This window comes from Paenibacillus sp. BAC0078 (assembly GCF_054483875.1).
Genome location: NZ_JBTLRW010000013.1, coordinates 115,763 through 131,612, shown reverse-complemented (window position 1 = coordinate 131,612; position 15,850 = coordinate 115,763). Strand labels below are relative to the sequence as shown.

Sequence of the window (15,850 nt, the reverse complement as noted above, 5' to 3'; positions counted from 1 at the left end):
GCCGCCCACACTACGATAATTTGGACGGAGGAAAATATAATGTGTGGTATTGTAGGATATATCGGGAATCAGAATTCGCAGGGGATCTTGATTGAGGGTCTGAAGAAGCTGGAGTATCGCGGGTACGATTCGGCAGGGATTGCCGTATTTACCAAGGAAGGTCTTCAAGTTGTGAAAGCGCAGGGACGTATGGCGAATCTGGAATCGAGACTGGAAGCTACACCGCTGACAGGCAGTGCCGGAATCGGTCATACCCGCTGGGCAACACACGGCAAGCCTTCTGATGCGAACTCCCACCCTCACACCGATGAGAGCCAGAAGTTCTCGGTCGTTCACAACGGGATTATTGAAAATTATCTGGAGCTCAAAGAAGAACTGATTGCCGGAGGATGCCACTTTACTTCCGAAACGGATACAGAGGTCATTTCCCACCTGATCGCCCGTGAGTATGAAGGAGATATTGTGAAGGCTGTTCAAAAAGCGATTACCTTCATGCGCGGTGCTTTTGCGCTTGGCGTTCTGACTGAATATGAGCCTGATAAGCTGGTGGCTGTGCGTCAAGCAAGCCCGCTGATTATTGGTCTCGGGGATGGCGAAAACTTTATCGGGTCCGATATTCCAGCTTTGCTGAAATATACCCGCAAGGTATATATTTTGAACGACGGCGAAATGGCTGTATTGACACGGGATGCTGTCGAATTGATGACGATTGAAGGCAATTTTATTTCTCGGGAAATGATTACTGTCGATTGGGATGCAGTTACCGCAGAAAAAGGCGGCTATGAGCATTTCATGCTGAAAGAAATCCACGAGCAGCCAAAGGCTTACCGCGATACAATGCGCGGACGGATGAATGCTGAAGGCAACAAGGTTATTTTGCCGGAGCTGAACCTGACTGTAGAACAGATCAAGAACATTCGCAACATCCAGATCGTTGCTTGCGGTACTGCCTATAACGCAGGTCTCGTTGGACGTAATCTGATTGAGTCGTTGGTGCGCATTCCTGTAGAGAACGATATTGCTTCAGAGTACCGTTACCGGTCACCAATTGTAACCCCGGAAACTCTGGTGATTGTAGTCAGCCAATCGGGTGAAACTGCAGATACGCTGGCAGCGTTGCGCGAAGGTCAAGCGAACGGTGCACATGTGCTGGCAATCACTAACGTAGTTGGTAGTTCCATTGCCCGTGAAGCCAACGATGTGCTGGTGACCCTGGCAGGACCGGAAATCGCAGTAGCTTCTACCAAAGCCTATACTTCCCAGTTGATCGCATTTGCTTTGCTTGCGCTCTACTTGGCTGAAGTGCGCGGAACACAAAGTGAAGCGCAGGTAACCAGAATTCTGGCCGCTATGCAAGCATTGCCAGAGCAGGTTGAACAAATTCTGGAGAAAAAAGAAGCGATTAAAACCTATGCTGAGCAAATCTCTGAGCACGAGCACCTGTTCTTTATTGGACGCGGCATAGACTATGCAGTAGTTCAAGAAGGCTCGCTGAAGCTGAAAGAAATCTCCTACATTCATTCCGAAGCTTATGCGGCGGGTGAATTGAAGCACGGAACTCTGGCGTTGATCGAAGAAGGCATTCCGGTCATTGCCCTGGCTACTCAAGATTCCGTCCTGGAGAAAACCGTCAGCAACATCAAGGAAGTGAAAGCCCGCGGCGCAGACGTCCTGGCAATCACTCACGAAGAGCATGTTACCGACCTATTGAAATCCGTCGATCAGGCCTTCGTCATTCCTAAGACGCTGCCAATGCTGACTCCTGCATTGTCCGTAGTTGCGCTGCAATTGCTGGCATACTACGCTTCTCTGGCCCTGGGCCACGATGTCGATAAACCACGCAATTTGGCGAAAAGTGTAACTGTAGAGTAAGAGGTGTGGGTAATCCCTGTCAGATAGATGCACAGTGATAAAAAAGTCTGGAATCATAATACAAACATCAATAGCCGTCCTGAGATTTCAGGGCGGCTTTTTTTCGCTCTTTTCCTCGGATGGCCATTGTGCTGAAACGGTATTGGTGATATTTCGTACAAAGTGACAAATTCGGTAGAGGTGTTCAAAGAAAATAAAGCATTAGACTGAAAAATAAAGTGTTAGATCGGGAAAATAAAGTTGTAGACTGAGAAAATAAAATATTAAACTGACGGGCGCTTCATTAAGCTAATGGGTAACGTTAGTTGAATAACAGCGGCAGTCTAAGACTTGCTTAACATTATAAACACAATTCGGCATCATGTTCCCGCTTTGACCGGGTGAAAATCGATGTAACCAAAGCTCCCCCAAGCGGGAGAACGGACATTTTTGATGGATTCGGAAGATGCAGCCCCATTTCCTGGACGACCGCGGCTAAGCTCACCAGGGGTCATTACTGTACCGACCATACCCAAGGCCATGGAGAAGCACCGCTTTGATAGACGTCATTGGCGTAACAAGTATATCTGTTGTCCAATCCGATAACTCTCGCTCCGTAAAGAATGACGCGCTGAAATTCATCCTGAAGGTGAAAGACGTCATTTAACCACTCTCAAGAGTGGTTTTTTTATTATTGGCAAAGCTGCCGTCTTCGCATCATGACAAGCCTTTTCCACCTGGGCAGTGACGGCAGCGGGGCGCATCATGTATACCGCACAGGCCTGTCGCACCGTGTGAATGAGGTTGAGCTATCAGATACGGGCAAGCTGGTGCAAAATGGCCGCGAAGTGTTCCGCTGGGCGGTACGGACTGTGCCGCAGGGTGTGCAGCAGGTGCTGAACAACGCCGGAATCAGCTTGGACCAGGTGGACTGGTTCATTCCCCACAGCGCCAATCTGCGGATGATTGAGCCGATTTGTGAACGGCTGAATTATCCTTTTGAGCAGGCCTTATATAGCCTTGAGTATTTCGGCAACACTTCTGCCGCAAGTATTCCGCTGGCTCTGGACTTAGGTGTACGCGAAGGCAAAGTTGTGAACGGCCAGCAGATTCTGCTTTATGGCTTCGGTGCCGGGCTGACGCATACCGGTCAGCTGGTGAAGCTGGAGCTGGCTCCCGAGGTCTCGTCGCCTACTCCGCTATAACCGAAAAATGACGCCCAAAACCAGAAAAACAGCGCCTTGAACCCTTCCATCAAATAGGCGATTATATTATCGAAAGTATTTCGATTAGTATTAGCTGTTAGTGAAAGTAAAGTTTCGTTGGAGAGGGGGATGCTGCATAAAGGTGAATTGGAGTAAGTGCAAGTAAGTAAAATATTCCTTGAAATTAACTATCCGGGCGCTTTCTCCTGGTGTAATTGCACTCTGTACAATAAAAATTGCTCAAAATGGGGGGAAGATTCGCTTCAACTGCACTTTGTGCAGTAGAAAATCAAGAAATCCTCCTTTTTTGGGCAATAGGCACTTTCTAATTGCACAAAGTGCAGCAGAATCGCAATTTGGCTGATTTTGGCCCGTTTCTGTTGTACAAAATGCAATTGGCCGGCTGCGTCTGGAGCTGCTGCTATGAAACGTATGATGAAGGTGCTTCCGTTGTAGCTGGTGTCCTAGCTGCTGCGCTTGCAACGCCCGTCAGGAATTCCGGTTGCCGGGGCGGCCGGATTGAATCTGACAATTAAATTTTGCCTTAAGCCACCCCCAGGTTAGCCAGTCAACTTGCTCCCGCAGGATTCGCGGATGATCAGTGCCGGTTCGACGACAAAAGAGCCGCCGTCCGATTGGTTATTAATGAGGTCGTAAAGCATATGTGCCGCGAGGACGCCGAGGCGCTCTTTGTTCTGGCGGATTGTGGTCAGTGTGGGGTTGGTGTATTTGCAGGCTTCGATGTCATCACAGCCGATGATGGCAACATCCTCCGGGATGCGCAGGCCCTGCTCCTTCAAGGCGCGGATTGCGCCGAGGGCAAGCAGGTCTGAGGCGGCGAAGACCGCTTGCGGCATACTGCCGCTCTCCAGCAACCGGCGCATAGCCGTATAGCCGCTGGATTCGAAGAAATCATCCCCATGTACGAACCAGTTTTCAGCGTCAGTCCAAAGCTTTCAACTGCCTTGACGAACCCGGCCTCCCGCTGATTGGAAATGTCCGAGTCGGCTGTGCTGCCGATAAAACCAAGCTCTCTGTGGCCCAGCAGATAGAAATGCTCCACCACCTTGGAGGCGATCTGAACATTGTCCGACATCACGTATCCGGATTTTTTGCCCGGAGATGATGACACAGCCGTCGACATTAAAATGCAGACAACGGGAGTAATAATCCCCGCTGCTGATGAATTTCTCGTTGGAAAAGAAGATCAGATCGTAGCCCAGCACACCCATCTGCTTTTTGAAGGCATTCAGCACCTCAACAAAAAAAGGGTGCGTAAACTCTACATTCAGCTCGCCGGCAAAAATCACCCCGATCAGGCTGGACTTTTTAGTGGCCAGTGTCTTGGCGGAGTTGGAGGGGGAATATCCGGTCTGTTCGATAATTTCCATGACCCTTTTTTTGGTTTTTTCGGAAACATCGCTGTAATTGTTTATGATTTTCGAAACTGTGGAGACGGAGACTCCCGCCATTTCTGCGATTTTTTTGATATTCAGTTGCATGGAAATCCACCCTCCGCTATTCAGTGCACTTAGTCCAAAAAGACGGCCACACCGCGCTTATTCATGAATTTAAGTCTATTCAACTTGCCGGAGCAAGTCAAACGGTTTTGCAGGATAGCTTCGGTAATCGGGGTGTGTGGAGATGGGCTAAGGTATGTTGGCGTAAATATTACCGAAACCGCTTTCGTTTTATCTGGAAAGAACCATAGGATTTCGAGGAGGAATGAACAGAATGAAAAAAAAGGCATCCGCTCTGCTTACGGTCATGGCTCTGCTCTCAGGATTGCTGTCCCCGCTGGGCGGCGGGCATATTGCCGGGGCTGCTTCAGGCCAGTCTGTCAAGGCTGCGGATTCAGCTGTCCAGACAGGCAGCGTAACGGCAGCAGAGGGCAAGTCTTCCGGTTACAATGGGTTGAAAGCGTTTACGGATGTTCCGGCGGATAGTTGGGCAGCCCGTGCCGTGCAGCGCTGGATTGAAAATGGAATTGTCGCAGGCTATGGAGACGGCTCATTCCGGCCGGACGCTCCGGTGTCGAAGGCGGAGTTTGCCGTAATTATTAACCGTATTTTTAATTATAGCGCGAAGTCGGCTGCCCTCCCTGACGATGTGCCTGCGGCCGCATGGTTCAGCAGTGAGATTGCCAAAGGCATTGCCGCAGGTTACTTAATCGCAGGCAAAGACGGCCGTATTGAAGCGTCTGCTCCGTTGACGCGTGCGGAGGCGGCTGTGGCTTTGCAGAAGATTTTTCGGCTGGACACCGGGGGGCAAGCGGCTTATAGCGATCTGGCCGGGACAGATAATGAGGTTAGGAATGCAGCGGCAGCGCTTTCGGGTGCGGGGTATGTAAAAGGCTATCCTGACGGCTCATTTAAGCCGCAAGGACGGATTACCCGCGCAGAGCTCGCCCAAACGCTAGACCGGATGGTGCCGGGTCTGGTGCGCTCTACAGGGGAGGTCACCCTTGGTAAGGTACAAGGAAACGTGGTGCTGAACCATGCCGGTATCACACTAAAGGATACTGTAGTTGAGGGCAATCTGTATCTCTCGGAGGGGATTGGAGAGGGTAAAATAATACTTGAAGGAGTAAAAGTTACGGGCACGACGTTCATTCTCGGCGGCGGAGAGCAGGGCGTGGGCCTCCAGAACAGTGTGATTGGCAGAGTCCAGGCGGGCAAGCCGGATGGAGATATCCGTATGTATGCCAGCGGGACAACCTCGGTGGGAACGGTGCTGCTGAATTCCGGCGCCACGCTGGAAGAGACCGGGTTGACCGGTACGGGCTTCACAGATGTGGAAATCTCAGCCGCTGTAAAAGCAGCAGTGCTAAAAGGAAGCTTCACCGCTGTCTCCACAGCTTCATCCGCCACAGGCAGCGTTAAGCTGACGCTCTCCGGCAAGGTCGGCAAGCTTACCCTGGGCAGTCCTGGCCAGGTTGTGCTTGCAGATCATGCGCAGGTCGCGGAGCTGCTGCTTACCGCGGCTGCCAAGGGCACGGCCCTTCAGGGCAGCGGCAGCTTCGGCGCGGTAGTGAACAACGCCGAAGGCGTCACCGTCAGCGGCGTTCCGCTGAAGCCGGGCAGCAGCGGGCCGGTGGCCGTACCGCCAGCCGCTACCCAGGCGCCGGCCGGCGGCTCCGGCACGTCCCCGACGGCGACGCCGACCGCAACGGCCACAGTGACGCCGACGGCCACGGCCACGCCGAGAGCCACGGCGACGCCAACAGCCACGGCGACGCCAACGTCTCCGGCTGATCCTTGGACGCTGGTGTGGAACGATGAGTTCAATGACGGTACCATTGATCCGGCGAAGTGGACGTATGACCTGGGCGATGGCACGGCCGTCGGGAATCCGGGCTGGGGCAACAATGAGCTGGAATGGTACACGAATGAGGAGAAGAATGTGAAGGAAACGGACGGGAAGCTGATTATCACCGCCCGCAAAGAGGCGCAGGGCGGCAAGGAATACACCTCCTCGCGGATCAAAACCAAGGATTTGTTCAGCAAGAAGTATGGCAAATTCGAAATCCGGGCCAAAGCGCCTGCGGGCAAAGGCTATTGGCCAGCTATCTGGATGCTGCCTGAAGATTATGTCTACGGTTCATGGGCGGCATCCGGGGAAATTGACATTATGGAAGGCTGGGGCAGCCGTCCGGGTACAGTTGCAGGCACAATCCATTACGGTTCCCAATGGCCGGATAATGTGTATTCCGGCAAGGAATATGTGCTGCCAGGCAACTCCACAATTGAACAGTTCCACACCTATTCCCTGGAATGGGAGCCTGGAGAGCTTCGCTGGTATGTTGACGGTGTACTGTACTCAACTAAAAATGACTGGTACAGCCTGAGCAATGGACAGCCGGCGAACAATGCTTATCCGGCACCGTTCAACCAGGAGTTCCATCTGCTGATGAATCTGGCGGTCGGCGGTAATTTTGACGGCAATCCGACGGCGGAGACCGTGTTCCCGCAATCGATGGAAATCGATTACGTCAGAGTCTATGAGCTGACAGGGCAGCCTTACCGCCAGCCGGTGCCGGTTACTCTTACGAAGGAGCCTTACCTTGAAGGTTCACTGCCGCCGCTTGCGGACGGCAACCTGATCTACAACAACGGTTTCACCGAGCACAAGGAAGGCGACGCCGGAATGGGCATCCCGAATACGGCGCATTGGGTGCTGTATAAGGAATCCGGTGCGGATGCGGCGGTATCACTGGAACCAATCAGCGGACGGAATTACCTCAAGGTGAATATCAGCAGCCCTGGGGGGAACTCGTACTCCATCCAGCCGCAGGCCATTGTATCGCTGGCTAAGGGGAGATTTTACAAGCTGAGCTTCGATGCGAAAACAGACCATTCGCGGAATATCGGCGTCCGGCTCACGGGCGGAGAATCCCGCGGGTATCAGGCCTATTCTCCGACGCTCAAGGCGGAATTGACCTCAACACTGAAGCATTACGAAACGATGTTCCAGATGAAGGAGAACCCGGACATTGCGGCCCGGGTGGAATTCAACTTGGGCACGAATGCTTCGCCGGTGTGGCTCGGGAATGCACGGCTCGAAGAGATCGACAGCATTCCGTTTGACCATGACAGCGCCAAAACGCCGCTGGGCAGCGGCAACCATCTCTATAACGGCACCTTTGATCTGGGTGAGCCGGACCGGCTCAGCTACTGGCATGCCGAAGCCACCGGAGGTGCAGCGGTCAGCCCAAGCGTTGACGCTGCCGGCCGGTTAAATCTGCAGATCAGCGGGAATGGCGGCGATGGCGCGGATGTCCGTCTGCTGCAGAATGGAATATTCCTGGTTCAGGGCCAGGATTACAAGCTTGCCTTTGACGTTGAGGTCCCGTCACCACGCACGGCGGTAATCGAGCTGCAAGGCAGGGACGGCACCGTCTACGCTTCAGAAACGGTCCTGCTGAAGGCAGGAGCCCAGAAGGTGGAGGCGGTATTCCCCGACCTCGCCGGAGCAACTGACACGCTGGGCCGGTTTGTGCTCCATCTCGGCAATGCAGCGGGTATCGTCCAGTTGGATAACTTCCTGCTGCTGCGCACCAGCTTCTACTATGATCCTTCGCTGGTCTATTACCCGCTGGTGAACGGGGATTTCAGCTTTGGCTTCAATAGCTGGGAGCGGCTGCTGACAGAGCAGGGCGGCGCGGCCACCGCTGCGGTTACAGAGGGAGCAGCCACCTTCAATATTGCCAATACCGGCAACCAGCCCTATTCGGTAATGCTGTTCCAGAATGGGCTGAAGGTTGCCGGCGGCACCGACTATGTTATTGAATTCGACGCGAGTTCAAGTGTTGCCCGCAGAATCAGCGTCAATGCGGAGAATGCTTCGTATCAGCCTTCTTTTACACAGATCATTAAGATCACACCGGAAACCAACCATTACAGATTCGAATTCCGGCAAGGTGTGAATGATACCCTGGCGCTGAAGTTCCTGCTGGGCAAGGTTGACGGTGTGAGTATACCCCAGGCGCATGAGCTGGTGATCGACAATGTGAGGTTTGAGATCAAGAATGCCCCGGCCAAACCGCAGGAGCTGCTCGGCGACAGTACGAACAACCGGGTATCGCAGCCGGTAGAACTGACATTCACCGAGAATGCAGCATGGCGGAGCAGCATCACAGCCGTGAAGGTCAACGGCACAGCACTTGCCGAAGGGCAGTATACCGTCCAAGCAGGCAAAATTACGATAGAAGCAGCCGCTTTCCCTGCTGAAGGCAGCTACATGATCACTGTGGAAGCTGAAGGATTTGTCAGCGCCACGGTAACGCAAACCATTCTGGCCAATGACAATAATCTGGTCGTCAACGGTTCGTTCGTTAGCGGTACAACGGGCTGGTCCACCTGGTCCGGGGAAGGCGGCGTGTCATCTTTTAACGTGAATGAAGGTGTGGCGGAGATTAGAATTGACGTTGCCGGTACGGCGGCCTGGCACACGCAGTTTTACCAGGAGGGCATCCCGCTGGAGGCTGGAAAGACGTATGAGCTGAGCTTCAAAGCCAAATCGACCGTTCCAAGGCAGATTATCGTGGAGTACAGCGGCACCTCGGCCGCAGCGGCGCAGGCGAAGTTCGAGGTTACCGCGACCTGGGCGACCTACAGTGCCCGGTTTACCGTGGATAACAGCAATCCGCTGAAGCTGAATTATCTGATCGGTGCGGCAATGGGAGAAGACAAGACGGCGAATGGAATCCCGCATACACTCTCTTTTGACGACATTAGGGTGACGGAGGTGGAAGGCGGGGGCGGCACGCCAGTGGAACCGGCCAGCGGTAAGCTGGATAATGGAACCTTCGATCCGGCAAAGGGTTTAACAGGCTGGACGCAATATTTTGACGGGACTGGTTCAGCCGCCGCGCAGGACGGAGAACTGGCCGTGGCACTGACAGGTACGGGAACCGCCAACTATAGCACACAGGTGGATTATGCCAATCTGAAGCTTGTACAGGGCAAAACGTATACGCTGGCTTTTGCAGCCCGCTCCGATGTGGACCGTCTGATTGAAGTAGCTGTGGAGCATAAGGGCGGGGACTACACCAAATATTTACCGGCAAAAGCGGCAGCGCTGACGGGCAGCATGAACACTTACAGCTATACCTTCACCATGGATAGCGGGACGGATGCGGGAGCACATCTTGTTTTCCTTCTGGGTCTGATTGCGGGCAACAGCGAAGGCACGAACAGCGCGATTCAGGCAGGCAATCATATTTACATTGATAACGTGAGTCTGACTGAAGCTCCGTAAGAGCACAGCACACAAAAATAAACAGCCGAAGTCCTAGGTTAAGGATCTCGGCTGTTTCTTTTTTTGCGGCAATAGGATATCCCGGGTGCAGTAAGCTCTAGGATTCTTTAGGAATCAGTTCGAAGATTTTGCCGGTTTCCAGTGCTTCAATCAGCTTCAGGAGCCAGCGGTAATATTTAATCGCTTCCTCAATTTTGACTTCATCAGTATTGAGCAGCTGTTCCACTCCCGGTTCATCCGCATAGTCGCTTTTCATTTGTTTGATTTCGTTCAGTGATTTGCTCAGCGCCGACATATTTCCTTCAACGGCTTTTCTCCATTTAATAGAGAAGTAATCACTGAAGTTCTGATGCCAATTGGGAACTACCTCGAACAAATCCTTCCGGGTGCCTTTTCCCCATACCTTATCAATCATCTTCAGATCCAGCAGGGTGCGCACTCCTGTACTCATGGAAGTCTTGCTCATTCCCATAGTCCGGCTAAGCTCGTCCAGCGTTACAGGACCCTAAAAAAGTCTGGAATCATAATACAAACATCAAAAGCCGTCCTGAGATTTCAGGGCGGCTTTTTTTCGCTCTTTTCCTCGGATGTCCATTGTACTGAAACGGTATTGGTGATATTTCGTACAAAGTGACAAATTCGGTAGAGGAGGGGTTTTGAATGAAGAGTATTGATTCTTTTTTCATGAGACAGAGCCTGAGTGGTGCGAGAGGACGGGGGCTTACCGCCCTCTCTTACTCGATTGCAGGTAAATGATCCTCAATTGACAGTCCCCCAACCTATACCTATAATTTAAAGCAGATTATGAAAGCTGTTTCATTTCTGATGGAAAGACATGTATTTGCGAGATGAAGCCCCCTTAATTAAGCGGGGTTCATTTTTATTTTTTAGCGTATTTTCGTTCCAAAAAGGAGAATCCATGGAAACAACGCTCTGTAAAATATTGGTGGTGGACGATGAGATGCTGGTGCGGCAGGGGATTATTCATCTGCTGGACTGGGAAGGGGAAGGGTTTCAGATTACGGGGGAGGCTACGAACGGCAGGGAGGCTCTGGAATTGATTGAGCTGCAGCGGCCGCATATTATTCTGACCGATATCGTTATGCCCGTGATGGACGGTGAGGAGCTGATCCGGCTCGTCAAGGGGATGTATCCGGAGATTGAAGTGATTGTGCTCAGCAGCTTCAGTGAATTCGAATATGTGCGTTCGACCTTCCAGAACGGGGTGGCCGACTATATTCTGAAGCCCAAGCTGGAGGCAGCATCCCTGCTGGCCGTCCTGAAAAAGACCGCACAGCGTATTCCGCTGCTTCAGTTTGACTGGCGGGGCGACAAGCGGCAATCCGCCGACTACATTCTGGATAAGCTGGTCTCCGGCTTTCCGGTGGAGTACGAAGCGGAAGCGCTGCAGGCGATATTCCCCTTTCCGTGCTACGTGCTGCTGCTTGCAGACATTGGCGACGATGCCGCAGGGATTAGCCGCAAGGAGGAATGGCTGGAGAGCAGCTTCCGCTCCCTGATGCAAAGCGGAGGCTGGGCGGCCTGCCGCCGGCTGTCTCCGCTGGAGGGGCATATCCGTCTGCTGTTTAATCTGGATGTTGACGGGCGGGAGCTGCTGCTTACGCTTGCGGATCAGGTATTCACGGCTGGCATACGGGCGAATATGTTCCAGAATCTGGCGGTCAGCCGGAGCTTCACGGAGCTGAATGAACTGCATACGGTTTATACAGATGATCTAATGAAGCTGCTGGACCGCCGGTTCTTCCTGCCGGACCGCTGTCTGCTGGTGGATAACGGAGAGGGAGAACGGCCGGGCCTTGTTTTTGATCAGGAGGCGTTCGCTGCCGAGCTGAACCGGCAGGAATTCGATTTAGCTTTTGGCCGCTTAAGCTCATATGTGTCGTCGATGTCCGGGCGGAGAGATACGGGAGTGTTCGAGTTCAAATCGTTCCTGTGCCACAGCATGTTCCAGATCATCGGGATGCTGCTGCATTTCCATTACGAGGCCCGGACCTTGGATGACAGCAAATATGAGTATTTCCGCATCATCCATGAAGCCCGGCATATCGGCGAAACTGAGGCGCGGCTGGAGCAGTTTTTGCAGGATGCCACGGAATGTGTAACCAAGAACCGCAGCGGGACACCGGCGATGCAGAAGATTCTGCTGTACATCGACGAGCATTATTCAGGCCAGCTTACGCTGACTGAGGTCGCCAAGCAGTTTCATTTCAACCCGTCCTATCTGTCCAACTATTTTGCGTTACATAACAAAGAGGGCTTCAACGAATATTTAAACCGGGTGCGGATCGAAAAGTCATGCCTGCTGCTGAAAGAAAATCCCGGTCTGTCCATTTCCGATATCAGCAGTCTCGTGGGTTATTCAGACCACAGCTATTTCACCAGAGTGTTCCGTAAGCTGATGGGCATCTCGCCCAGCCAATACCGGAAAGGATAATGCAGCAGGGAGGCGCCCGAAATGGGACTAGTGGAGAAGTGGCTTAGAAAGCTCAGGGATCAGAGCCTGTTCAGTAAAATATTCGTCGTCATGGTGATCAGCATCATTCTCGTAACGCTTCTGATTACCGGAGTAACGGTGCAAATGTCACAAAAGCTGTTCGTGCAGACCTTCAGTATTACGAATTCCAAAATTATCGACCAGATCAAAAGCGCGCTGGATAACTCCCATTACGCAACTGTCAATACAGCTATCAATGTCGGGCAGAGCGGTGTGATCAAAAGCTTCATGACCGAGAAGGATGTCAATTCGCTGGCGAATTTCAAACGGTATTACGGTATGCGTGATCAGATGGACCGCATTCAATCCGGCATGGGAGCTGGTATCGGCCTCTCTATTCTGGGGGTGAACGGAAGAAGCTATACTAGCGATACTACCTACTGGTCGGGCTCCTCGGAGGAGCTGAAGAATAATCCGATTACCCAAGCCGCAAAGGAGCATAACGGAAAGCTCTTTTACAGCTTCATGGATGCCAGCCCGTTCAATTCGCAGAACCGCTATTTGATTGCCGCCAAGGCACTGACCGCTCCCGGCCTTGCCAGCCCCTACGGCACGCTATACATGTTCACCCGGGAAAGTGATTTCCGCAAGAACTACGCCAGCTTTACGAGCCAGGGCAATGATGTAATGTTTCTGGATACTGAGGGCCGGATTGTGTCCAGCAACCGTACTGAGCAGATCGGCCAGTTGTCTCCTGCCCTGCTGGAAAGTGCGAAGCATATCGCCGGGTCAAATCTCGCCAATGAGGAGCTGACGATCGGCGGGCGGGAGGTTATCGTGCTGGCCAATTATTTGCCGTCCTACAACTTTTATCTGGTGAATCTGATTGATAAAAATGAGACCATCGGCACGCTGCTGAACAAGAAGATGATATTTCTGATCGCTTCGGCAATTGCTGCCGTAGCGGTGCTTGTCATCTATTTCCTGACCAAGAAGCTGACCCAATCCTTGCGCACACTGGTCAAAAAAATGTCCAATGTCACGAAAAAGAATTTTCATAACTATATGTCGGTCACCGGTACCTATGAAACAAGGCAGCTGAGTACGGCATATAATTACATGCTCAAAGAGCTGAATGATTATGTCGGCCAGCTGGTGGAGACCCAGAAGGAGCAGCGGAAGGCTGAACTGGCTGCGCTTCAGCAGCAGATTAATCCCCATTTTCTGTATAACACGCTGGCGTCGGTCAATATTCTGGTGCAGAGAGGGAGCAAGGAGCAGGCGACTGAGACGATTCATGCGCTGATCTCCCTGCTGCAGAACACCATCAGCAATGTGAATGAGACGATCACGGTGGAAGAAGAGCTGATCAATCTGAAGCATTATGTATATATTAATCAGATCCGCAACGGCAACCGCATCAAGGTGGATTATTTCGTCTCACCTGACTGCATGTCTGCCAAAGTGCCGAAGCTGGTTCTTCAGCCTTTTATCGAGAATGCCTTCTTTCACGCGTTTAATATAAAGAACTCGGGTAATATCTATGTCACCATTATGAGGGACCGCGATACGTTGCATTGCGAGGTGGTTGATACGGGGGACGGGATGGATCTGGATAACAAGAAGGAGATTCCGGCCTCTTCTGTCAGCAGACAGCTGTTCAGTGGTATCGGCATCCGCAACGTTCATGACCGGCTGACACTGCTGTACGGCGAGCCGTATGGCGTATCCATTTCCAGCACACCGGGCCAGGGGACGAAAGTTTCTATCAAAATTCCCTGCTGAATTACGGATTGAACCGTTGTTTTTGCAGCATACTAGCTAAGCACGCTGTGAACCGGCGCCGCATCAAAGGCGCCGGTTTTTTGCAAATATAAGGATTGATATGTTTTACCCCATAAATCATCCTTATATTTCTCGCTGAAACGGATACCTGAAAGCGATACAGAGTATCGCTGCTTCGGAAGCATAGGCTTCTTTTAAGGACGGCGTAGCCGTTTCTACTTGATCGTTGAGGTTTGATTTGGACGGATTTGACCTAAAAAAAGTGCGAAAGGAGAAAATAAGTACTAATTTATTCGCCCTGGAAGCGGATACAAAGACAATAATATCACTATTTTAACTAAATTAATTTCTAACGAAATTAAGGACCCGGATGATATTCTTTAAAAGAAAGCACTTTCAAATATACGTTAGGGGGATATATAACATGAAGAAAACAGCTTCTGCGCTTCTGCTTGCAGGATTTATGCTGCTAACGGCCTGCTCCAGTAACGCCAATAACCAGGCAAATACAGCGAATCAAGGGAACACAGGCGCCACCAAGGAAATTACGGTCTGGGCATGGGACAAAAATTTCAATATCGCTGCGATGAATCTGGCGAAGGACGCTTATGTGAAAGACCATCCCGATGCCAAAATCAACGTTATTGAATATGCACAGGATGATATTATCCAAAAGCTGAACACCGGCCTCAACTCGGGTACAGCTTCCGGTCTTCCGAACATCGTTCTGATCGAAGATTACCGTGCACAAAGCTTCTTGCAAACGTATCCAGACTCTTTCCAGGAGCTTGGTGATGCGATCAAACCGGCTGATTTTGCTGACTACAAGATCGGGCCAACCAGCTTTAACGGGAAGCAATACGGTGTTCCATTCGACTCCGGCGTTGTAGGTCTCTATGTCCGTACGGATTATCTGAAGGAGGCAGGCTATACCGTTGACGATCTTCAGGATATCGACTGGCAGAAGTACATTGAAATCGGTAAAGCAGTTAAAGCTAAGACCGGCAAAGATATGCTGACCCAGGACCCGAACGATCTGGGGCTGATCCGGATGATGATCCAGTCCGCCGGCTCCTGGTACCTGAAGAGCGACGGTAAAACACCTGACCTGAAGGACAATACGGTCCTTAAGGCAGCCTTCGAAACCTACAAAGAGCTGATGAATGCGAATATCGTCAAGATTAACTCCGACTGGAGCTCATTCCTGGCTGGCTTCAACAGCGGTGCTGTTGCTTCCGTTCCGACCGGTAACTGGATTACACCTTCGGTGAAATCAGCAGCTGACCAGTCCGGCAAATGGGCGGTTGTGCCTTTCCCTAAACTCAAAAATGTGGCAAACTCCGTACATGCATCCAACCTGGGCGGCAGCTCCTGGTATGTGCTTAACAACGACGGCAAAGAAGCAGCCATTAAGTTCCTGGCGGCAACCCTTGGTTCCAACACTGACCTGTACCAGAAGCTTGTGACTGACGTAGGTGTTATCGGTACTTACAAACCGGCTGCTGCAGGCAAAGCTTATGCTGCTGCAGACGACTTCTTCGGCGGACAAAAGGTCATCTCCGACTTCGCAAAATGGACTGCAGAAATTCCTAAAGTGAACTACGGCATGCACACTTATGCGATTGAAGATATCCTCAAGGTTGAAATGCAGAACTTCCTGAACGGCACGTCTGTAGATAAAGCACTTAGCGACGCCCAGTCCCAGGCAGAGTCACAAATCCAGTAAGTTCCCAGTAACATATGATTGCTCTGCTGTCCTCCCGTTCCGGCCGGTTGCGCCGTGGCGGGAGACGGC

At 51.8% G+C, this 15,850-nt stretch carries 6 protein-coding genes and 2 pseudogenes; 6 read left to right on the top strand and 2 right to left on the bottom strand.

Going from position 1 to position 15,850, the window contains the following annotated elements:
* Nucleotides 1–39 precede the first annotated feature (39 nt).
* Both glmS and ACX1DY_RS22020 read left to right on the top strand, forming a co-directional pair.
* The gene (gene glmS, locus ACX1DY_RS22025) at nt 40–1,872 is read left to right on the top strand and encodes a glutamine--fructose-6-phosphate transaminase (isomerizing) (protein ID WP_458966347.1); all 1,833 of its coding nucleotides are present in this window, start codon (nt 40–42) and stop codon (nt 1,870–1,872) included.
* Nucleotides 1,873–2,585: 713 nt separating this feature from the next.
* Nucleotides 2,586–3,056 (top strand): annotated as a pseudogene (locus ACX1DY_RS22020) (3-oxoacyl-[acyl-carrier-protein] synthase III C-terminal domain-containing protein); the annotation flags it as partial.
* Between the two features lie 560 nt (nt 3,057–3,616).
* Here ACX1DY_RS22020 and ACX1DY_RS22015 read toward each other — a convergent pair.
* Nucleotides 3,617–4,558: pseudogene (locus ACX1DY_RS22015) on the bottom strand (LacI family DNA-binding transcriptional regulator).
* A gap of 232 nt (nt 4,559–4,790) precedes the next feature.
* Here ACX1DY_RS22015 and ACX1DY_RS22010 point away from each other — a divergent pair.
* Nucleotides 4,791–9,815 carry a carbohydrate binding domain-containing protein gene (locus ACX1DY_RS22010; protein WP_458966346.1) on the top strand — a complete coding sequence of 1,675 codons (5,025 nt, stop codon included), beginning with the start codon at nt 4,791–4,793 and terminating at the stop codon, nt 9,813–9,815.
* 97 nt (nt 9,816–9,912) lie between these two features.
* Here ACX1DY_RS22010 and ACX1DY_RS22005 read toward each other — a convergent pair whose 3' ends face one another.
* A complete protein-coding gene (locus ACX1DY_RS22005; protein WP_458966345.1) occupies nt 9,913–10,266 on the bottom strand; it encodes a GbsR/MarR family transcriptional regulator in 354 nt (117 codons plus the stop codon).
* Nucleotides 10,267–10,734: 468 nt separating this feature from the next.
* On the opposite strand from ACX1DY_RS22005, the gene ACX1DY_RS22000 reads away from it, so the two are divergent.
* The 3 genes from ACX1DY_RS22000 (at nt 10,735) to ACX1DY_RS21990 (ending at nt 15,781) form a co-directional block, all read left to right on the top strand.
* Nucleotides 10,735–12,270 (top strand): response regulator, encoded by a 1,536-nt coding sequence (locus tag ACX1DY_RS22000; protein ID WP_458966344.1) that lies wholly within the window; start codon nt 10,735–10,737, stop codon nt 12,268–12,270.
* 21 nt (nt 12,271–12,291) lie between these two features.
* Nucleotides 12,292–14,055: a sensor histidine kinase gene (locus ACX1DY_RS21995; RefSeq protein WP_458966343.1), complete on the top strand. Its 1,764-nt coding sequence runs from the start codon at nt 12,292–12,294 to the stop codon at nt 14,053–14,055.
* A 424-nt stretch (nt 14,056–14,479) separates the two neighbouring features.
* Nucleotides 14,480–15,781, top strand: coding sequence for an ABC transporter substrate-binding protein (locus ACX1DY_RS21990; protein WP_458966342.1), 1,302 nt, complete (start codon nt 14,480–14,482; stop codon nt 15,779–15,781).
* Nucleotides 15,782–15,850: the final 69 nt, after the last annotated feature.